Genomic DNA, 19,583 nt, shown 5'->3' on the forward strand with positions numbered 1-19,583 from the left:
GTTGAGGAACAGGGCCAGCCGGCCCGACCGACAACGGAGGTGACCATGCCCCGCAATGCGCTACTGCTGCTATCTCGCCTGTTGCTTGCCGCTTTGTTCGTGCCGTCCGGTTTCCAGGCGCTTGCCAACATTTCCGGCACGATCGGCTATTTCACCGGTCTCGGCCTGCCGCTGCCGACGCTGGCGGCCTGGGGGACGGGCCTGTTCGAGTTGATCGCCGGGCTGCTGATCCTGGTCGGCCTCCAAACGCGCATCGTGTCGCTGCTGCTCGCCGCCTTCTGCATCGCGGCAGGCTTCATCGGCCACTACGGCCAGGGCGGCGACGACCCGATGCTGACCTTCCTGCAACAGCAGATGCTGATGAAAGACATCGCCATATCAGGCGGGTTCCTGGCGCTGGCGATTGCCGGCGCAGGTGCCTGGTCGATCGACGGCCGGACCTTCGGGATCGGGTCTGAGGCTACTTGACCGAAATGCTCGGCCCGCCCTCGACCGCCAGCACCAGCCGGCGGTTGGTGATTTTCGCCAGCTGCGCCAGCCGGCCTGCCGGCCGCTCGCCGTAGAGGTCGACCAGCGCTGCGGGCAGCACCAGCGCCAGCGCGCCATTGGGGCGGGGTTCCCATTTCAGCCTGGGCATGATGCCCGGCATCGCCGCCGTCAGCAGGTAGACGACGCGCAGCAGCGCCGCCAGCAGGCGCGCGCGCTCAAGATAGCGCGGCGTTGCCAGCCCGCGAATTTCGGGCGCGGCTTCGTTGAACACGCCCTCGTGGCGAAACAGGCCGACAAGCGCCAGGAAGGCCCGGCCGGGGTGATCGACGCCGATGAAAGAGGCGTGAGCGATGATGTTGAGCGACTGCTTGCCGCGATATTCGGGGTGTGCGCGCCAGCCGATGTCGGCGAGCAGACAGGCGGCCTGGCGATAGCGGACTTCGTCCTCGGTTTCGTCGATGCCGAAGGCGGCGAAAGCCTTTCCCGTCCATTCGACAAGCTCATGCGCGTGGGTGACCGAGCGCGAGCGCAGCTGGGCCAGTTCCTCCGCCGCGGAAATCAGTGGATCGGCCTTCTGCTCGGCTTCATCAAGCAGCGAATAGAGAAAGCCCTCGCGCACGCCGAGCGCCGAGACGATGATCTTCGACGGCTGCATCGCCGCCATGATTTCCTGCAGCACGATGGCACCATACGGCAGCAACGAGCGGCGGTTCTTGGAGACGCCCTCGATACCCTTGACCTTCTCGATCTCGCCCCTCGCCACCTGCTTGAGGAAATTCGAGGCACTTTCGGCCGGGATTTCGTAGTGGTGCATGACGCCGAGCGGATAGTTGCTCATTTCCATGTGCAGCCGGGCGAGATTTCGCCAGGTGCCACCGACCGAATAGAAGGCTCTGCCCTGCCCGCCCTTCAACAGCTTTGCCCGCGCCAGTTCCTCGCGCGCGATCTTTGCCGCCTGGGCGAGCGAGTTCTTGGCCATGTCCTGCAGGCGCAGGCCGCCGAGCGGCAACGTGATGCCGTCGCCGATCGCCTCGCCGTTGACGTCGATCAGTTCAAGGCTGCCACCGCCGAGATCGCCGGCAATGCCGTTGGCCGGATGGAAACCTGAGATAACGCCGAGCGCCGAATAGTGCGCTTCCTGGCGGCCGCTCAGCACCCGGATCTCGGTCTTGAGCACATCCTCGGCACGGTGGATAAAGTCGGGCCCGTTGACCGCCTCGCGCGCGGCGGCGGTTGCCAGCACATACATGTGCTCGGCGCCGGCCTGGTCCGAAAGGGCGCGGAAACGCCGGAATTCCTCCATCGAGCGCGTTACCGCCTCGGGATCGAGCTTTCCGGTCGAAACGATGCCGCGGCCGAGGCCGGCCAGCATCTTCTCGTTGAACAGCGTGGTCGGCGACCGCGCCAGTCCCTCATAGATGACTAGGCGGATCGAGTTCGATCCGATGTCGATGATGGACAGCGGTCGGCGGCCCTGAAGCCGGCCCTGGGACGTTGCAATCATCAGCCGGACGCTGCGGCGTTTTTCTTGCGGCGCTTGAACTGCGCGATGCGCTTGGGCGCATGCGACTTCAGCGCATCGCCCCGTCCGGACAGGCTCGGATTGGTCATGAAATATTCCTGCGCGTTGAACGGTTCCTCACCCTCCTCCAGCATCACACGCCGGGAGGTTCCGTCAGCCAATACGTCGAAACTTTGCTGGTTGTCCATGATGTTGCCCAGCATGATCTGGCCAAGGATCTGTTCATGCACAGTTGGATTGGTGATCGGCACCATAGTCTCGACGCGGCGGTCGAGATTGCGCGGCATCAGGTCGGCCGAGGCGATGTAGACGATCGCCTCGTCGGACGGCAGGCCGTGACCGTTGCCGAAGCAAAAGATGCGGCTGTGTTCGAGGAAACGTCCGACGATCGACTTGACCCTGATGTTTTCCGACAGGCCCGGCACTTGCGGTCTCAGGCAGCAGATGCCGCGCACGACGAGGTCGATCTCGACGCCGGCACGGCTGGCGTCATAGAGCGCGTCGATGATGATAGGATCGACGAGAGCGTTCATCTTCATCCAGATGCGCGCTGGCCTGCCCTCGAGCGCATGGGCAGCCTCGTCGGCGATGTGCTTCAAGATACGGCTTCTCAGCGTGAAAGGCGAAATGGCCAGGCGCATTTCATCGGTCGGCTCGGCATAGCCGGTGATGAAGTTGAACAGCTGGGCGACATCGCGCGCGATCGTCGGATCGGTGGTGAAGAAGGACAGGTCGGTGTAGATGCGCGCGGTGACGGGATGGTAGTTGCCGGTGCCGAGATGCACGTAGTTGCGCAGCTTGCCGTCCTCGCGCCGCACCACCAGCGACATTTTGGCGTGGGTCTTTAGTTCGAGGAAGCCAAAGACGACCTGGACGCCGGCGCGCTCGAGATCTCGCGCCCAGCGGATGTTGGCTTCCTCGTCGAAGCGCGCCTTGAGCTCGACCAGCGCCGTCACCGACTTGCCGGCCTCGGCGGCGTCGACCAGCGCGCGCACGATCGGGCTGTCGTTGGAAGTGCGGTAGAGCGTCTGCTTGATCGCCACCACTTCCGGGTCGGCCATCGCCTGACGGAGGAACTGCACCACCACGTCGAAGGATTCGTAAGGGTGGTGAACGACGATGTCCTTCTCGCGGATGGCGGCGAAACAATCGCCGCCATGTTCGCGGATGCGCTCGGGAAAGCGCGGATTGTAAGGCGTGAATTTGAGGTCGTCGCGGGCAACGGCAACGATTTCGGAGATCTGGCTGAGCGCCAGCGGACCGGTAAGCACGCTGATGCGGCTCGACGACACGCCAAGCTCGCCGGCGACGAAGTCGCGCAATTCATCCGGCATCAGCCTGTCGAACTCGATGCGAATGACCGAACCGCGGCGGCGGCGTTTCAGCGCCGTCTCGAATAGCCGCACCAGATCCTCGGATTCCTCCTCGACCTCGATATCACTGTCGCGGATGATGCGGAACGTGCCGGAGCCCTTGACCTCGTAGCCGGGGAACAGCTTGCCGATATAGAGGCCGACCGCCTCTTCCAGCGGAATGAAGCGGACATGATGCTTGCGGTCCGGCAAGCGGATGAAGCGCTTCAGCGCCACCGGCAGGCGCAACAGCGCACTCATCTCCTCGCCGTTCTTGCGATGGCGCAGTTGCAGCGCCATCGAGAAACCGAGATTGGGAATGAACGGGAACGGATGCGCCGGATCAATCGACAGCGGGGTCAGCACCGGAAACACCTGTTCCTGGAAATGGTCTTCCAGCCAGACCTTCTCGTCCTTGGTCAGGACGTCACGGGCGATGCTCTCGATGCCCTCCTTGTTGAGCAGCAGCATCAGCGCCGAAAGGCTCTTCTGCTGGTCCTCCTGCAGCCGCTCGACCTCGCGCAGCAATTGTTCGAGCTGCTGCTCCGGCGTGCGGCCGTCCGGGCTCTTCAGCGTGATGCCCTCGCGTACCTGGCCAGCGAGACCGGCGACCCGGACCATGAAGAACTCGTCGAGATTTCCGGCCGAGATCGAGAGGAAGCGGACACGCTCGAGCAGCGGGTGGTTGTCGTTGAGCGATTCCTCGAGCACGCGCCGGTTGAATTGCAGCCAGGAAAACTCGCGGTTGACGAAGCGGTCGGGGTTGCCGCCCTCGGACCTCGCCTTTTCCACGGTGGTGAATTCGCTCTGCACCGGCTTCAGTTCGTTCATGATTCCTGCTCTTCCCGCACCGCTCGCCGGTTAACCGGCTTAACTTATCCTCTGACACGCTTTTGCGACAGTTTCATTTCATCGATCTTGCAAAGAGACTTGATATGATCCAGATGCAATTCCTGAGAGAGCAAGGAGACGACGATGGCAGGCGGTTCCATTCCCCATTTCCAGAACGATGCGGGCCACGCGGCGATCGACATCGGCGTCAAGGAATTCATGTGCACCGGCGCCAATCCGCCTTTCGACCATCCGCATGTGTTTCTCGATATGGGCGACGACAATGAAAAAGTCTGCCCCTATTGCTCGACGCTCTATCGCCATTCGCCCAAGCTGAAGGCGACGGAAACGGCGCCGGCCGGGTGCCTGTACATCGACCAGGCCGCCTGATTCTTTCGCGGCAATCCCCATGAGCGACACGCAGTCCCGGCAGATCGTTGTCGCCGGGGCGGGTGTTGCCGGGCTGACCGCTGCCCTAGCGTTCGCCGAACGCGGCTATCCGATAAAGCTGTTCGAACAAGCGCCGCGCCTCGAAGCCGCCGGCGCCGGCATCCAGCTTTCCCCCAACGCCACGCGCATCCTTGGCAAGCTCGGCGTGCTCGACCGGCTGCAGCAGGCAGCGGTGCGGCCTGAAGCGGTCGTGCTCAAGGATGCAAGAACTTTGCGCGAGCTGGCGCGCGTACCGCTTGGCGACATGGCCGAAAAACGCTGGCAGGCCCCCTATCTCGTTGCTCACCGCGCCGATCTGCAAGGCGCGCTGACGGCGCGCCTGGCGGAATTGCCTGCTATCGAGCTTGTCACCGGCGCGCGCGTCAGCAGCGTCGCCACAGGGCCGCATGGCCCCACCGCAACGGCCGACATTGCCGAGAGGACCGTCGTGGCCGAGGGGGCCCTGCTGATCGGCGCCGATGGTGTCTGGTCGGCGACCCGCGCCCTTGGCGGATTTTCGTCCAGAAGTCGATTTTCGGGCGAACTCGCCTGGCGCGCCACGGTTGGTGCCGACAGTGCTGCCGGAAAAGCCTTCGCGGCGGTCGGTGCAACCGACTGCGTCACCACCTTCCTGCATCCCGGCTTTCACCTCGTCGCCTATCCGGTCAGCAAAGGCACCGCCTTCAACCTCGCAGCCTTCACCAAGGGCGAAAGCATCGCCGAGACCTGGTCCGGCAACGCCGATGCCAAGATTCTCACTGGCGCCATGCGCGGCACGGCGGCGGCACTGGCCCGGCTGGTCGAGGATGCCGGGCCGTGGACGGCATGGCCGATCCATACGGTGGACCAGAAGCAACCTTGGACGACGCCTGACGGCATCGCACTGATCGGCGATGCGGCGCATGCGATGACACCGTTTGCCGCACAGGGAGCGGCAATGGCGATCGAGGATGCCGCAACGCTTGCCGGCTTTGTGGCCGCTTCGCCTGCCGATCTCAGGGCTGCGCTTGCCGCGTGGGAACAGGAACGGCGTCCGCGTGTGGCAAAGGCTGCCCGCCGTGGCGCCGTCAACCGGCTCGCGTGGCACGCTGCGGGGCCGGTGGCGATGGCCCGCAACCTGTTCCTGGCGGTGCGTTCGTCCGAAAAGCTCGCCGCCGATCTTGACTGGCTCTACGGCTGGCGTGCGCCCGAAACCGGCGGACGTCGATAGCTAATTGTAAAGCCGCATCGACAGGCCGAGGGAGACCGGCAACGGGTTCCACCAGCCGGTGCGCAGGCCGGCCGTGCGCAAGGCCGCCGCTGTCCAGGTGTTGCAGCCGACCAGCGCATTGAAATGGCCGTTGGCTTGATAAAAGCCGTCATACCTGGAATAGGCCGCGTCCGGGACAAGGATCGGGCCATTCGGTCCTTGCTGGAAGCTCGCATCGATGAAATCGAGCAGCGCGGCAAACCGCTCCTCGCCGATGTCGAAGCCAGTCACATCGGGGCGCGGTTCGTTGATGTCGCCGGCGACATCGACATGCATCACCGATGCGTCGAGGGTCAGCGCCTTCAGCACAGGCACCGCCCTCAGCTGCGACCAGGTCGGTGTCTCCAGATAGAAAGCGCGACCGCCCCAGCCGAAGACGATGTAGCGAACCTCGGGACTATCGGCGGGAATGCCGGCATCGACCAGAAAATGGAAGCGCTGACGCACGGCGTCGTCGACCGGAATGGCGATATCGGTGTGGATCGGATTTTTCAGCACGAGGATATGCCGCGGAGCGGCGGTGCTGGCATTGGCCGCCCGCCACAGCGGGCGCGGCACCAGTGCACCCAGCGCTGTGGCAAGCATTGCCGCCAACACAAGGATACCGAGAAAGCGCCCAAACTTTTTCATGAACCAACCCGTGACCAATCGAATGCCCTCATAGCACGCGCCGGCCGTCGGATATCGATCGTATCGTCCACCTGACCGCGCCGACGCCGCTTGAAAGGTTGATGAAAGGTTGCTGCCATAGACATTGGCAGGCGTCCCCGCATCACTGCAAAGCAGCGAGAGAAGAGAGGACGAGGGAAACGAACGAAGGGAAGAGGCCATGTCGCTTACGCGAACACTGCTTGGTTCAGCCGCTACAATCGCACTCGTTGTCACCATGGCCCTGTCAGCGCCGTCAGCTCGCGCCGACGACAAGATCTCGATCATGGTCGGCGGCTACGAAAAGCAGATCTATCTGCCCGCCAAGCTGGCGGAAGCCCTCGGCTACTTCAAAGACGAGGGTCTCGATGTCGAGCTCCTCAATGAGCCGGCCGGTGTCGATGCGGAGAATGAGATGCTGGCCGGGGCCGTGCAAGGGGTGGTCGGATTCTATGATCACAGCATCGACCTGCAGGCGAAAGGCAAATTCGTCGAATCCGTCGTCCAGTTCAGCCAGGCGCCCGGCGAAGTCGAGCTTGTTTCGACCAAGCATCCCGAGATCAAGTCGCCTGCCGACTTCAAGGGCATGAGCCTGGGTGTGACCGGCCTGGGCTCCTCGACAAACTTTCTGACGGAATATCTTGCCGTCAAGAACGGGCTCAAGCTCGGCGAATTCACCTCGGTTCCGGTTGGCGCCGGCAATACCTTCATCGCCGCCATGCAGCAGGACAAAATCCAGGCAGGCATGACCACCGAACCGACAATCACCCGCCTTCTGAAAACCGGCGAAGCCGCCGTTCTTGTCGATATGCGTACCATTGAAGGCACCAAAACCGCGCTTGGCGGCACCTACCCGGCCGCCTCCCTCTATATGCAGACGGACTGGGTCGACGCGCACAAGGAGACCGTGCAGAAACTGGCGAATGCCTTCGTCAAGACACTGAAGTTCATCAACACCCATAGCGGTGCGGAAATCGCCGACAAGATGCCGAAGGACTACTATGTCGGCGACAAGGAAGGCTATGTGAAGGCGCTGGACGCCGGCAAGGCGATGTTCACTGCCGACGGGACAATGCCCGAAGGCGGCCCGGAGACTGTGCTGACGGTTCTTTCGGCCTTCAAGAAGGAACTGCAGGGCAAGCAGATCGACCTCTCCAAGACCTACACTTCGGAATTCGTCAAAAACGCCAAGTAGCCGATGGCCGGCGCGAATGGATCGCGCCGGCACCGTCCATTTTTACGTCTGGCGACGCCTGGCCACAGGCGGTCGCTCGACCTTGGAGTGTGCTTGACAATGGCTGTCGAAAAAACCGTCCCGGCGATTGAGCTGATCAATGTCAGTCGCCGCTTCCTCTCCCCCACCGGCAAGTCGCTGACGGCGTTGCGCGACTTCACCATGACCGTCGAGCGCGGCGAATTCGTCGCTGTCGTCGGCCCGACAGGTTGCGGAAAGTCGACGACCCTCAACCTGATCACCGGGTTGGCAAGCCCAAGCGCCGGCGAGGTTCGCGTCATGGGCGCCCCCGTCAAGGGAATAGACCCGCGCATCGGCTTCGTATTCCAGAGCGACGCGCTGTTTCCCTGGCGCACTGTGATCGAGAACGTCATGGCGGGTCCGCTGTTTCGCGGCAAGGCGAAGTCGGCGGCCATGGCCGCGGCGCGCGACTGGCTTTCGCGCGTCGGCCTGTCGCGGTTCGAGCAGCACTATCCGCACCAGCTTTCGGGCGGCATGCGCAAGCGCGTGGCGCTCGCCCAGACCTTCATCAACGGCCCCGAGATTCTTCTCATGGACGAACCGTTTTCCGCGCTCGACGTGCAGACGCGTGTGCTCATGCATGAAGAGCTGTTGCGCCTCTGGTCCGATGCCAAGGCCTCCGTGGTCTTCGTCACCCACGATCTGGAAGAGGCGATCGCGCTGGCCGACAAGGTCTATGTGCTGACCGCCGGGCCGGCAACAGTGAAGTCGGTCTACACCATCGATCTGCCGCGGCCGCGCGTCGTCGCCGATATTCGCTACGAGCAGAGCTTCATCGATTATTCGCGCACGATCTGGGCCGACCTCAAGGAAGAGGTCGAGACCAGCTATGCACGCGCCGCGGCCTGAGGGAGAACATTATGACCGATGCTGCCATCGACATCAGCGCCGGAAGCTTCAGGCCGGGAACCTCGGATGCCGAAATCGAAGCCGCCGCCGCCAAGGCGGCGACGCACCGCCGCCGCACGGTAATCTTCTGGCGGGTCGCCATCCTCGTCGTTTTCCTCGCCTTGTGGGAGATCGCCGCCCGCCTCGCCTGGATCGATCCGTTCTTCTACGCGATGCCGAGCACGATCGCCGAAAGGCTCTACGAATGGACGACGGAGGGAACGTCCGAAGGACCGCTCTGGTACCATCTCTACGTCACCATGGAGGAAGCCACGATCGGCTTCGTCACCGGGTCGGTCGCCGGCATCATCATCGGCGTCGCGCTCGGCCGCAACCGCATGGCCGCCGATATCTTCTCCATCTACATCAAGGTCATCAACTCCATTCCTCGCGTGGTGCTGGCGCCGATCTTCATCATGATCCTGGGTCTCGGTCTGGCTTCGAAAGTCGCGCTGGCCTTCGTCATGGTTTTCTTCGTCGTCTTCCACAACGCCTTCCAGGGCGTGCGGGAAGCCGACCGGGCGATGATCGCCAATGCCCGCATCCTCGGCGCCTCCAACTGGCAATTGACCCGTTCGGTGATCGTACCGTCGGCGATGAGCTGGATCTTCGCCAGCCTGCATGTCAGCTTCGGCTTCGCCATCATCGGCGCCATCGTCGGCGAATTCGTCGGCTCCCGCTACGGCATCGGCCTGCTTATCAACATCGCCAAAGGGTCCTTCGACGCCGCCGGCATGTATGCGGCCATCGTCATCGTCATGGTGGTGGCCCTCGGCGCTGAATATCTAATGACACTGGTCGAGGACCGGCTGGCGAAGTGGCGTCCCCAGCCCCTGCACGAGACGCAGTAAGCTGCATCAAGTCTCGGCTGGCGGGTGGGCCGGCAGCCTGACCTGGGCACTCAATCCGGGCGGCGGCCGGCGATTGGCGAGTTCGATGTGGCCGTCATGCGAGGAGACGATCTCGCGCACGATGGCAAGACCCAGACCGGTGCCTTCGCTGCCGGCCTCGAAGCCGCGGAAAAAGCGCTCGAACACCTTTTCCCGGTCGCCGTCAGCAATGCCGGGTCCGGTGTCCTCCACCTTCAGCGCGACCCAGCCCGCCTCTTGGCCAATCCCTACCGTGACCGAGCCACCTTGCGGTGTGTAGCGCAGGGCGTTGTCGACCAGGTTGACGACCAGTTCGCGCAGCAAGGTCGGATGTCCCCACACGGCCAGGCCATCTTCCCCGGACTCGAAGCCGAGGTCGATGTTGCGCGCCAGTGCCGCCTGCGCCAGCCCCTCGAGAGCATCCCTGGCCACGGCGCCGAAATCGACTTCGGATTTCATCAGCGACGCACTGCCCTGCTCGGCGCGGGCAAGTGAAAGAAGCTGGTTCGACAGCCGCGCCATGCCATCGACCGACATGTCGACTGCGGCCAGAACTTCGTCCTTGGTACCGATATCGCGTTCGCGCAGGCCGACGCTGACTTGCGTCTTCAAGAGCGCCAGCGGCGTGCGCAACTGGTGCGCCGCGTTGGCGACGAAGCGTCTCTGCGTGGCCATCTGGCGCTGGATGCGGTCGAAGGCCTCATTCAGCGCCTCGACAAGCGGCCGCAATTCGCTCTGGACGGTGTCGGCGGCGAAGGGTTTCAGCTCCGCCGGATCGCGCTCCATCACGTCGTTGCGAAGCCGCAGGATCGGCGCCAGGCCACGGCGCAGCCCGAAAACGCCGAGCAGGCCGGCAGCGGCGACGAGCAGCACCTGGTCGCGCAGCGCCTTCAGCCACAGGCTGGTCATCAGCTTGTCGTGCGCCCTCAGCGTCTGGCCGACCGCCACCATCGCATTGCCCGGATTCAGCTTGCTGACGATAGGCTGGGCAATGGCGACCGCGTGGACAGGCTGGTCGCGAAACGTTGTTTCGAAATAGACCGGGTTGAGGTCAACAGGCTGCCCTGGCGGGGCGATGACGTCGGGATAGCCGGCAATGACCTGGCCGCGCGGCGTCGTCACGCGGTAGACGACGCGGTCGGGCTGATCGGAGGCGAACATTTCGAGTGCCGCCGGCGGGATCGGCGCTTCCAGCACACCGTCATTCTCGCGAATGTTTTCCGCGATCACCCGGGCCGACGCCAGAAGGGTTCGATCTGTGATCAGATTGGCGGTTTCTGCCGCGTTTTTGTAGGTCGTCCACACGTTGAACGAGACGACCGCCGTCAGCGGCACGACCAGCCAGCCGAGCAGTTCACGCTGGAGGCTTCTGTTGGCCATCGTCTATTGGCCATCGTCGATTCTGAGGGCGTAGCCGAGACCGCGAAGCGTGGTAATGGCCATGCCGCTGCCCTCGAGTTTCTTCCTGACGCGGTGGATGCAAATTTCCAGGGCGTTCGGGTTCGTCTCGTCGTCAAAGCCGAAGATGTTCTCAGCCAACACGGTCTTCTGCACCGGCCGGCCGGCGCGCATGATCAGCGTTTCAAGCACGGCGTGTTCCCTGGCCGTCAGATGAAGTGGTGTTTCACCGAGCACGAAGGTCCGCCCTTGTGTGTCGAAGGCGAGTCTACCGAACCGCACCATGGGATCGAAATTCGCCCGCCCGCGCCTGAGCTGCGCACGGACGCGAGCTTCGAATTCATCGACGTTGAACGGTTTGACCAGATAGTCGTCAGCGCCGCTGTCGAGACCACGAACCCGGCTCGATACGGCATCGTTGGCGGTGAGAATGATGACCGGCGTCGTGCTGCCGCGGCCTCGCAGCCGCCGCAGCACCTCGATGCCGTCAAGATGCGGCAACGCCAGATCGAGGATCACCAAAGCGTAGTCCTGGCTTGCCAGCGCGGCATCGGCATCATCGCCGCGAAAGACGCAATCGATCACGTAATTGTCGCGCCGCAGCAGGCGGGCAAGCCATGTCGACAATTCGCGATTGTCTTCAGCGAGCAATATGCGCATCGGTTGATCCGTCGACGGTGCCGCGTTGCAGTTCTCGGGTCGTGCACTGGCGGCGGAAACGAAAAAGAGCCCGGCCGGGTTTTGGCCGGGCTCTTCCGTTTGGCATGAGAAGTCTCAGTGCAGGATCTGCGACAGGAACAGCTTCGTGCGCTCATGGCGCGGATGGTCGAAGAATTCGGCCGGCGTGTTCTGCTCGACGATCTGGCCCTGATCCATGAAGATCACCCGGTTGGCGACCTTGCGGGCAAAGCCCATCTCGTGGGTGACGCACAGCATGGTCATGCCCTCTTCGGCCAGACCGACCATCGTCTCCAGCACTTCCTTGATCATTTCCGGGTCGAGCGCCGAGGTCGGCTCATCGAACAGCATGATGCGTGGGTTCATGCACAGCGAGCGGGCAATCGCCACGCGCTGCTGCTGGCCGCCGGAGAGCTGACCTGGATATTTGTTGGCCTGTTCCGGGATTTTCACCCGCTTGAGGAAGTGCATGGCGATTTCCTCGGCCTGCTTCTTCGGCGTCTTGCGCACCCAGATCGGCGCCAGCGTGCAGTTCTCCAGAATGGTCAGATGCGGGAACAGGTTGAAGTGCTGGAACACCATGCCGACTTCGCGGCGCACCTCGTCGATCTTCTTCAGATCGTTGGTCAGTTCCTTGCCGTCGACAATGATCTTGCCCTTCTGGTGCTCTTCCAGCCGGTTGATGCAGCGGATCATCGTCGACTTGCCGGAGCCCGAAGGACCGCAAATGACGATGCGCTCGCCGCGCATCACCTTCAGATTGATGTCCTTCAGCACATGGAATTCGCCATACCATTTGTGCATGGCGATGATGTCGATGGCGACATCGGTGGTGGAGATATGCATCTTTTTGGCATCGACCTTGATCTCTTCCGCGCTGACCGCATTTTCTATGACCATGGCAGGGTCCCCTTTTTCTTTTTAGCGTTTGTGGCCGGTGTCGAGCCGGCGTTCCGTGTACATTGAATAGCGCGACATGCCGAAGCAGAACAGCCAGAACACGAAGGCCGCGAACACCAGCCCGGACTTGGCCGTCACCGGCGTCGCCCAGTTGGGGTCGGAGAAGTTCTGTTTGACGATGCCGAGCAGGTCGAACATCGAAATGATCGAGACCAAGCTGGAGTCCTTGAACATGCCGATGAAGGTGTTGACGATGCCTGGAATGACCAGCTTCAGCGCCTGCGGCATGACGACGAAATACATCTTCTGCCAGTAGCCGAGGCCGAGCGAATCGGCGCCTTCATACTGGCCTTTCGGAATGGCCTGCAGGCCGCCGCGCACCACCTCGGCCATATAGGCGGCCGAGAACAGCGAGACGCCGATCAGCGCGCGCAGGAACTTGTCGAAGGTGACGCCGGCCGGCAGGAAAAGCGGCAGCATGACGCTGGCCATGAACAGCACTGTGATGAGCGGCACGCCGCGCACGGTCTCGATGAAGATCACGCACAGCGTCTTGACGATGGGCATCTTCGAACGTCGGCCGAGCGCCAGCACAATGCCGAGCGGCAGCGATACGACGATCGCGACGAAGGAGAGCGACAGTGTCACCATGAGCCCGCCCCAGCGCGACGTCTCGACCAAAGGCAGCCCGAACACCCCGCCGGAGAGCAGGATGAAGGACACGATCGGCAAGACGATGAGCAGAAGGATGGCGTTGAGGCCCTTGCGCGGCGCGCGGGGCATCAGCATCGGTACGAGCAGCGCGACCAGCAATATGCCGACAAGGATCGGCCGCCAGCGCTCCTCGATCGGATAGGTGCCGAACAGGATCTGGCCGAACTTGGCATTGACGAAAGCCCAGCAGGCGCCGGACCAGCCATCGGGCTGGATACCGCCCTGCGCCTGCGCCGCCGTGAGACAGACGGTGCGGTCGGCACCGGTCCATTGGGCGTTGATGAAAGCCCAGTTGATGATTTGCGGCAGGATCAGTGCCACCAGGGCGATACCGATGATGGTCAGGATGGTATCGCTGACCGAACCGATCAGGTTCTTGCGAACCCAGGCGCCCATACCGGTTACCCCGGCCGGCGCGGGCTGCGCCAGCACCATTTCCGTACGGACCCAAGACATGTCGTGTTCTTGCATGGCCCTACCTCTCCACCAGCGCCATCTTGGCGTTGAACCAGTTCATGAACAGCGAGGTGAGCAGGCTGATCGACAGGTAGACCGTCATCATGATCAGCACGCACTCGATCGCCTGGCCGGTCTGGTTGAGCACGGTGCCAGCGGTTGCCGTTAAATCGGGATAGCCGATGGCGATGGCGAGCGAGGAGTTCTTGGTCAGGTTGAGGTATTGGCTCGCCAGCGGTGGGATGACGATGCGCATCGCCTGCGGCACCACGACCAGACGCAACGCCTGCCCCGACCGAAGGCCGAGCGCCTCCGAGGCCTCGCTTTGACCCCTTGCCACGCCGCGAATGCCAGCGCGCACGATCTCGGCGATGAACGCGGCCGTATAGAAAGACAGGGCCAGATAAAGCGACAGGAACTCCGGCTTCACGACGAAGCCGCCGGTCAGGTTGAAGGTCGATTGTTTTGGAAAATCGAAGCTCAGCGGGAAGCCGCTCAGCGCGAAAGCAAGCAGTGGCAGTCCGACGATCAACGCCAGCGACGTCCAGAACACCGGGAATTGTTGGCCGGTCGCCATCTGCCGCTGGTGCGCCTTGCGGGCGACGAACCACGCCATGGCGATGCCGACCAGAAAAGCGACGAAGATCAGCCAGGAGCCGTCGCCCCACACGGCGCGCGGAAAGTAGACGCCGCGCTGGTTTAGAAGGGAACCGAACGGCAGATGAATGCTTTCCTTGGGCGTCGGCAGCACGGCCAGCACGCCGGAATACCAGAAGAAGATGACCAGCAGCGGCGGGATGTTGCGGAAAGTCTCGACATAGACCGTGCAAATCTTCTGGATCAGCCAGTTGCGCGACAGCCGGCCAATACCGACAAAGAAACCGACGATGCTGGCTGTGACAATGCCGACAGCGGCGACAATCAGCGTGTTGATGATGCCAACGATGATGGCCCGGCCATAGGTCGAATCGGACGTATAGGCGATCGCACTGTCGCTGATGTCAAAGCCGGCGCGCCCTTTCAGAAAGCCGAACCCCGATGCGATATGAAGTCGCGTCAAATTGTCGATGACGTTGTTGACGATCCACCAGACGCCCCCCACCAGCAAGACGACGACCACAGTCTGGAAGACAAAACTGCGGACTTTCGGATCGTTGATGAAGGAACCGCGGCTCGGCTCCTCGCGAAGAACTTCCTGCGATGCCATTCGACCTGTCCCCTGGAAAGAGAAACCGGAAGGCAGAGAATCTGCCTTCCGGATCACATTTCGATCAGCGGATCGGCGGAGCGTATTGCAGGCCGCCCTTGGTCCACAACGCGTTGATGCCGCGCGCGATCTTCAGCGGGCTGCCCGAACCGACATTGCGTTCGAACATTTCGCCATAGTTACCGACCGCCTTGACGATGTTGACGACCCAGTCATTGGAGACGCCGAGATCGGTACCGATCTTGGTGTCTGCTTCCTGGCCGAGCACGCGCTTGATCTCGGGGCTTTCCGAGGTCTTCATCTCGTCGACATTGGCCTTGGTGATGCCGAGCTCCTCGGCGTCGAGCAGCGCGAAATAGGTCCACTTGACGATGTGGTACCACTGGTCGTCGCCTTGGCGCACGGCCGGTCCGAGCGGTTCCTTGGAGATGATCTCGGGCAGCACGACATGGTCGGCCGGCGCACCCAGCGTCAGGCGGATGCCATAGAGGCCCGACTGGTCGGTGGTGTAGACGTCGCAACGGCCGGCGTCATAGGCGGCGTTGACCTCTTCCAGCTTTTCGAAGACGACCGGGTTGTACTCCATCTTGTTCGCCTTGAAGTAGTCGGCGAGGTTGAGCTCGGTGGTGGTGCCGCTCTGCACGCAGACGGCGGCGCCCGAAAGCTGCAGCGCGGAATTCACGCCCGGCAGTTTCTTGGCGTTGATCATGAAGCCCTGGCCGTCATAGTAGGTGACGCCGATGAAGTTCAGGCCAAGTGCGGTGTCGCGGTTGATGGTCCAGGTGGTGTTGCGCGACAGGATGTCGACTTCGCCAGACTGCAGTGCGGTGAACCGCTCCTTGGCGCTGAGCGGCGTGAACTTGACCTTGGTGCCGTCGCCGAAGACGGCAGCCGCGACAGCGCGGCAGAAATCCGCATCGATGCCTTGCCATTCACCCTTGTCGTCGGGCGCCGAGAAACCGGCCAGACCGGTCGAGACGCCGCATTGAATGAAGCCCTTCGCCTTGACTGTATCCAGCGTGCCTGCCGAAGCGGCCGAAGCCATCAATCCGAGCGCGGCGGCTCCAAAAATGCCAATTGCAATATGTTTCATAACCCACAGACCCTTCTCTGTTTTTCAGGCAAACCCTGATCATTGTTCCCGTGCGTGAACGCAGCCCCCTTCCGATCTATTCCCGAAACCCGCATCGTAATCGACGCGCTGCCTCCCATTCACGAACTGCATCGAAGGCGATTATTCCAGTGAGGTCAAGGGAAATGACCGAATCCCAACGCGTTTGAAAACCAATTGCCGGAAATGCCCGAATTGCGGACAAGAGCGTCAGGAAATTAGCAAGCCGCGCAAAGAAAGTCGGCAAAATCCGATCACGCAAGTTCGTGTGGCGCCAGGTCGAACTTGTCCTTCGGCATTGCTCCGCACGACCGCATTTTGTCGTGATCAATTGGCGTGGTCTGTCCCTGCGCCGGCGCGCTCAAACCGCTCCGGCAAGGAGCCAGAGGCCGGCACCCGCCATCAGCACCCCGGAGATGCGGGGGATCAGTTGGCCGGTCGGAATTGTCTTCTCCAGGAGGATGAGGACGGCGATGCCGGCGATCCACAGGACGTTCATGACACCGCCGACGAACAGCAGAGCCATCAGCGCCCAGCAGCAACCAAGGCAATAGGTGCCGTGCTCGGCCCCGAACCGCAGTGCGCCAAGCGGATCGGACCGGAACCCGCCGTGACTGGCCAGGAACGCGATCGGCGCCTGGCATTGCCGCAGGCACACCGCCTTCAACGGCGTCCATTGATAGAGGCCGGCAACGACCAGAACGAGACCGGCCAGAATCCTGCTGTTGGTTGCCATCGTCGGGCTCAGCAAGGTGAGACCAGCCAGCAGCCATTGCGCGCCGGTCGCCACGACGCTGAAGGCAATCCAGACCAGCAGATAGCCAGAGAAAAACCATGCCGTCGATGCGATGGGCCGGCCGCTCGCGCGCGCCTTGCGACCAACGCCGGCATAGAGCAGCACCATCGGCGCAACCGATGGCGTCATCATGCCGACCATCATCACCGCCCACATGGCGAAGATGAAAGCGAAGTCGGTGGGCGCCCAGGCCCGGAAACCCGGCGCAACCGTGGCGCCCATATCCATGCCTGACATGTCCATGCCGGCCATGTCGCCGCCCGCGGCCGGCGCGGTCGCGGCAGGCATGGCCATATCGGCGGCGAGCCACAGAACATAGGCCCAGGCGAGCACGGCAATGATGACGAGCGCGACCGTCACGACCGCGCGGTCGCGCCGCAGCACCGCCTCGAGGGTCGTATCGGTCATCGGGATCAGGTCAATGCACGATGCCGCTTTGCGAGAGATGCAACCTGGCGAAATGACTGTGCGAGTCCGCCAGTTCGAATTTGATCGGCCCCGAGGCCTTGGTCCAGCCGCGCCCGACCTCAGCGAGCGCATATTCGAAACCGTGCGTGAGGTCGATGCGCGCCCGATGCTCGGCGCCCGTGACAGGATTCTTGATCGGTTCGCCATGGCCCGAGGTCACGCCCGTCACGTCCAGACGAGCCGTTCGGGCGTCGATGTCTACCTCGAAGTCTATTGCCGCGAAGATCGGATCGTGGACCGTCTCCAGCGTGGTCGAAAAGACCTGGAATATGGTCGCGCCGGGTTCGGTGTCCTCACCGCTGAGAATGCGCAGCAGAGCTCCGCGCTGCGCCTCGGTCGCCCGCTCGTCGATGACCACCGCCGCCTCGCCCTTGCCTTGGTGGATCGCGCCAGGCCAGCGGAAGACTCCGGCAAAACGCAAGCCATCCAGCTTGGTGTCGCCGTGATAGCCGCTTTCGATTTCCACGCCGACCACCGCCCGGCAGGATCCGTGCGTCGGCAGGGCGTTGAACTGGCAGGGGCAGCCATAGGCGCAGTTGCAGTTGACGAATTCGCGCGCGTTGATCATCCATTTGACGTCGGCCATGACATTCCTCCCCTGTTGCCGCGCCCATGCTCTGTGAGCGCGATGTCCGGAATGGGGACCAGGAATGCAACCGGCAACCACCGTCCGGCAGCTCTGATCGAGTCAATCCGGCAATAAATATTAGAATTCAAGTATATGCCTTTCGCGGCCACCGACAATAGGTCGATCGGCGGAGGCCGGTGCAGCAACCCGCGAGGCACTGACCGGCACCCTGGCGGAATCCCGCGAGAGATCTGCCTCGCCACTGTTGCCGCCGTGAATTGGCATATCCGAAGACTGCCGGCTGGCGGCTCTCGGCCGGTTGCACGGCCGGTGCTGCCGCACTATGGCTAGCGCCCTCCTCACGTGACCAAGAACGGCAAAGAACAATGGCTAAAAAAGACGGCAGCGAAATGGGCATCAACACGCGGCTTGCCCATTCAGGCAACAATCCGCACGACTATTTCGGCTTCGTCAATCCGCCGGTCGTGCACGCCTCGACTGTGCTTTATCGCGACGCGGCCTCAATGGCGGCGCGCAGCCAGAAATACACTTATGGCACGCGCGGCACGCCGACCACGGATGCGCTTGCCCAGGCCATCGACGTGCTGGAAGGCTCGGCCGGCACCATCCTGGTGCCCTCGGGGCTGGCGGCGGTGACGATACCGCTGCTGGCCTTCGTGTCGGCGGGCGATCATCTGCTGATCGTCGATTCCGTCTATCATCCGACGCGCAATTTCGCCGACACGATGCTGAAGCGGCTCGGCGTCGAGGTCGAGTATTACGATCCGCATGTCGGCGCCGGAATCGCCAAGCTGATCAAGCCCAACACCAGGGTCGTGTTCACCGAGTCGCCAGCCTCCAACAGCTTCGAGGTGCAGGACATACCGGCCATCGCCAAGGCGGCGCATGCCGCCGGCGCGCTGGTCATGATGGACAACACCTGGGCGACGCCGCTCTATTTCCGCCCGCTCGACCACGACGTCGACATTTCGATCCACGCGGCAACGAAATATCCGGCCGGCCATTCCGACGTGCTGCTCGGCACCGTGTCGGCCAACGAGGCTTGCTGGAAACAGCTCTATGAGAGCTTCTGCACGATGGGCTGCTGCGCCGGGCCAGACGACGTCTATCAGGTGCTGCGCGGCCTCCGCACCATGGGCGTGCGGCTGGAGCACCATCAGAAAAGCGCGCTTGATATCGCCGGCTGGCTGGAGGGGCAGAAGGGCGTCGCACAGGTGCTGCACCCGGCGCTCCCCAGCCACCCCGACCACGCTCTGTGGAAGCGCGATTTCTGCGGCTCGAGCGGCATCTTTTCGGTCGTGCTCAAAGGCGGCGGCCAGAAACAGCAGCATGCCTTCCTCGACGCGCTGAAAATCTTCGGCCTCGGCTATTCCTGGGGTGGTTATGAGAGCCTCGCCGTGCCGGTCTGGCTCGGCGACCGCGTCGTTGCCAAGGGTCCCTATGACGGTCCGCTGATCCGCCTGCAGATCGGGCTCGAGGATGTCGAGGATCTGAAAGCCGATCTGACACGCGGCCTGGCCGCGGCAGAAGCTGCCTGACCAGGCGGAGCCTGCCGGAATGAATCCGCAGACTGGCGCAAGGTGCTGAAAGGACTGGCCAGACGGCTCTCGCGAGACGCCGGATGTCGCAAAGACGGCCTGCAACGGCTACGCGCAATGTTATTTCCCCAATGCGCGTTTTTCCGGATTGATTTGACTTTCCAATCGAGCAGCGCCGCCCCATTGCAGGGCGCTT

The 19,583-nt window shown here is 62.8% G+C and carries 18 protein-coding genes; 7 read left to right on the forward strand and 11 right to left on the reverse strand.

Translation table 11 applies throughout. The features are described 5' to 3' along the window. The first annotated feature begins 45 nt into the window (after positions 1-45). Positions 46-468 (forward strand): DoxX family protein, encoded by a 423-nt coding sequence (locus AC1DXU_RS07355; RefSeq protein ID WP_477317026.1) that lies wholly within the window; start codon positions 46-48, stop codon positions 466-468. On the opposite strand, the gene ppx is transcribed toward AC1DXU_RS07355, so the two are convergent. Beyond that, positions 461-1,993 carry an exopolyphosphatase gene (gene ppx / locus AC1DXU_RS07360; protein ID WP_477317024.1) on the reverse strand — a complete coding sequence of 511 codons (1,533 nt, stop codon included), beginning with the start codon at positions 1,991-1,993 and terminating at the stop codon, positions 461-463. The two genes, AC1DXU_RS07355 and ppx, sit on opposite strands and share 8 nt — an antisense overlap. Next, positions 1,993-4,194 carry an RNA degradosome polyphosphate kinase gene (locus tag AC1DXU_RS07365; protein WP_477366385.1) on the reverse strand — a complete coding sequence of 734 codons (2,202 nt, stop codon included), beginning with the start codon at positions 4,192-4,194 and terminating at the stop codon, positions 1,993-1,995. The genes ppx and AC1DXU_RS07365 overlap by 1 nt, the downstream gene beginning before the upstream one ends. 144 nt (positions 4,195-4,338) lie before the next feature. Between AC1DXU_RS07365 and AC1DXU_RS07370 the strand changes: the two genes are divergently transcribed. Beyond that, positions 4,339-4,584 (forward strand): zinc-finger domain-containing protein, encoded by a 246-nt coding sequence (locus tag AC1DXU_RS07370; RefSeq protein ID WP_477366388.1) that lies wholly within the window; start codon positions 4,339-4,341, stop codon positions 4,582-4,584. A gap of 19 nt (positions 4,585-4,603) precedes the next feature. Continuing rightward, positions 4,604-5,833: an FAD-dependent monooxygenase gene (locus tag AC1DXU_RS07375; protein WP_477366392.1), complete on the forward strand. Its 1,230-nt coding sequence runs from the start codon at positions 4,604-4,606 to the stop codon at positions 5,831-5,833. On the opposite strand, the gene AC1DXU_RS07380 is transcribed toward AC1DXU_RS07375, so the two are convergent. After that, complete coding sequence (locus tag AC1DXU_RS07380) at positions 5,834-6,502, reverse strand: TIGR02117 family protein (protein WP_477366395.1); 669 nt, start codon at positions 6,500-6,502, stop codon at positions 5,834-5,836. Positions 6,503-6,758: 256 nt separating this feature from the next. On the opposite strand from AC1DXU_RS07380, the gene AC1DXU_RS07385 reads away from it, so the two are divergent. From AC1DXU_RS07385 to AC1DXU_RS07395, 3 genes are all read left to right on the forward strand, one after another. After that, complete coding sequence (locus AC1DXU_RS07385) at positions 6,759-7,715, forward strand: ABC transporter substrate-binding protein (RefSeq protein WP_477368874.1); 957 nt, start codon at positions 6,759-6,761, stop codon at positions 7,713-7,715. A 99-nt stretch (positions 7,716-7,814) separates the two neighbouring features. Continuing rightward, positions 7,815-8,624 carry an ABC transporter ATP-binding protein gene (locus AC1DXU_RS07390; RefSeq protein ID WP_477366398.1) on the forward strand — a complete coding sequence of 270 codons (810 nt, stop codon included), beginning with the start codon at positions 7,815-7,817 and terminating at the stop codon, positions 8,622-8,624. An 11-nt stretch (positions 8,625-8,635) separates the two neighbouring features. Then, entirely contained in the window at positions 8,636-9,514 is an 879-nt protein-coding gene (locus tag AC1DXU_RS07395; RefSeq protein ID WP_477366401.1) for an ABC transporter permease, read from the forward strand. A 6-nt stretch (positions 9,515-9,520) separates the two neighbouring features. Here the strand turns inward: AC1DXU_RS07395 and AC1DXU_RS07400 are convergent, their stop codons facing one another. The 8 genes from AC1DXU_RS07400 to AC1DXU_RS07435 form a co-directional block, all read right to left on the reverse strand. After that, complete coding sequence (locus AC1DXU_RS07400) at positions 9,521-10,912, reverse strand: sensor histidine kinase (protein WP_477366404.1); 1,392 nt, start codon at positions 10,910-10,912, stop codon at positions 9,521-9,523. A gap of 3 nt (positions 10,913-10,915) precedes the next feature. Further along, positions 10,916-11,590 carry a response regulator gene (locus tag AC1DXU_RS07405; protein ID WP_477366407.1) on the reverse strand — a complete coding sequence of 225 codons (675 nt, stop codon included), beginning with the start codon at positions 11,588-11,590 and terminating at the stop codon, positions 10,916-10,918. 114 nt (positions 11,591-11,704) lie between these two features. After that, positions 11,705-12,508 (reverse strand): amino acid ABC transporter ATP-binding protein, encoded by an 804-nt coding sequence (locus tag AC1DXU_RS07410; protein WP_477242543.1) that lies wholly within the window; start codon positions 12,506-12,508, stop codon positions 11,705-11,707. Between the two features lie 21 nt (positions 12,509-12,529). Next, positions 12,530-13,693 (reverse strand): amino acid ABC transporter permease, encoded by a 1,164-nt coding sequence (locus AC1DXU_RS07415; protein ID WP_477366410.1) that lies wholly within the window; start codon positions 13,691-13,693, stop codon positions 12,530-12,532. 4 nt (positions 13,694-13,697) lie between these two features. Further along, positions 13,698-14,885: an amino acid ABC transporter permease gene (locus AC1DXU_RS07420; protein ID WP_477317012.1), complete on the reverse strand. Its 1,188-nt coding sequence runs from the start codon at positions 14,883-14,885 to the stop codon at positions 13,698-13,700. Positions 14,886-14,949: 64 nt separating this feature from the next. Further along, a complete protein-coding gene (locus AC1DXU_RS07425; protein WP_477317010.1) occupies positions 14,950-15,978 on the reverse strand; it encodes an amino acid ABC transporter substrate-binding protein in 1,029 nt (342 codons plus the stop codon). Positions 15,979-16,357: 379 nt separating this feature from the next. Beyond that, positions 16,358-17,200, reverse strand: a complete 843-nt coding sequence (locus AC1DXU_RS07430) for a DUF2182 domain-containing protein (protein ID WP_477366413.1) — start codon at positions 17,198-17,200, stop codon at positions 16,358-16,360. 10 nt (positions 17,201-17,210) lie between these two features. Beyond that, positions 17,211-17,846: a DUF1326 domain-containing protein gene (locus AC1DXU_RS07435; protein ID WP_477366416.1), complete on the reverse strand. Its 636-nt coding sequence runs from the start codon at positions 17,844-17,846 to the stop codon at positions 17,211-17,213. Positions 17,847-18,214: 368 nt separating this feature from the next. Here AC1DXU_RS07435 and AC1DXU_RS07440 point away from each other — a divergent pair, with 368 nt between their 5' ends. Further along, positions 18,215-19,387, forward strand: coding sequence for a cystathionine beta-lyase (locus AC1DXU_RS07440; RefSeq protein ID WP_477366419.1), 1,173 nt, complete (start codon positions 18,215-18,217; stop codon positions 19,385-19,387). Positions 19,388-19,583 lie beyond the last annotated feature (196 nt).

This window comes from Mesorhizobium sp. P3_A10, assembly GCF_056403175.1.

Coding starts and splice junctions, on each gene's coding strand:
- AC1DXU_RS07370 (WP_477366388.1), top strand. CDS start 4,339: ATGGCAGGCGGTTCCATTCCCCATTTCCAGAACGATGCGGGCCACGCG.
- AC1DXU_RS07355 (WP_477317026.1), top strand. CDS start 46: ATGCCCCGCAATGCGCTACTGCTGCTATCTCGCCTGTTGCTTGCCGCT.
- AC1DXU_RS07375 (WP_477366392.1), top strand. CDS start 4,604: ATGAGCGACACGCAGTCCCGGCAGATCGTTGTCGCCGGGGCGGGTGTT.
- AC1DXU_RS07385 (WP_477368874.1), top strand. CDS start 6,759: ATGGCCCTGTCAGCGCCGTCAGCTCGCGCCGACGACAAGATCTCGATC.
- AC1DXU_RS07405 (WP_477366407.1), bottom strand. CDS start 11,590: ATGCGCATATTGCTCGCTGAAGACAATCGCGAATTGTCGACATGGCTT.
- AC1DXU_RS07410 (WP_477242543.1), bottom strand. CDS start 12,508: ATGGTCATAGAAAATGCGGTCAGCGCGGAAGAGATCAAGGTCGATGCC.
- AC1DXU_RS07400 (WP_477366404.1), bottom strand. CDS start 10,912: ATGGCCAACAGAAGCCTCCAGCGTGAACTGCTCGGCTGGCTGGTCGTG.
- AC1DXU_RS07430 (WP_477366413.1), bottom strand. CDS start 17,200: ATGACCGATACGACCCTCGAGGCGGTGCTGCGGCGCGACCGCGCGGTC.
- ppx (WP_477317024.1), bottom strand. CDS start 1,993: ATGATTGCAACGTCCCAGGGCCGGCTTCAGGGCCGCCGACCGCTGTCC.
- AC1DXU_RS07435 (WP_477366416.1), bottom strand. CDS start 17,846: ATGGCCGACGTCAAATGGATGATCAACGCGCGCGAATTCGTCAACTGC.
- AC1DXU_RS07425 (WP_477317010.1), bottom strand. CDS start 15,978: ATGAAACATATTGCAATTGGCATTTTTGGAGCCGCCGCGCTCGGATTG.
- AC1DXU_RS07420 (WP_477317012.1), bottom strand. CDS start 14,885: ATGGCATCGCAGGAAGTTCTTCGCGAGGAGCCGAGCCGCGGTTCCTTC.
- AC1DXU_RS07395 (WP_477366401.1), top strand. CDS start 8,636: ATGACCGATGCTGCCATCGACATCAGCGCCGGAAGCTTCAGGCCGGGA.
- AC1DXU_RS07415 (WP_477366410.1), bottom strand. CDS start 13,693: ATGCAAGAACACGACATGTCTTGGGTCCGTACGGAAATGGTGCTGGCG.
- AC1DXU_RS07390 (WP_477366398.1), top strand. CDS start 7,815: ATGGCTGTCGAAAAAACCGTCCCGGCGATTGAGCTGATCAATGTCAGT.
- AC1DXU_RS07365 (WP_477366385.1), bottom strand. CDS start 4,194: ATGAACGAACTGAAGCCGGTGCAGAGCGAATTCACCACCGTGGAAAAG.
- AC1DXU_RS07380 (WP_477366395.1), bottom strand. CDS start 6,502: ATGAAAAAGTTTGGGCGCTTTCTCGGTATCCTTGTGTTGGCGGCAATG.
- AC1DXU_RS07440 (WP_477366419.1), top strand. CDS start 18,215: ATGGCTAAAAAAGACGGCAGCGAAATGGGCATCAACACGCGGCTTGCC.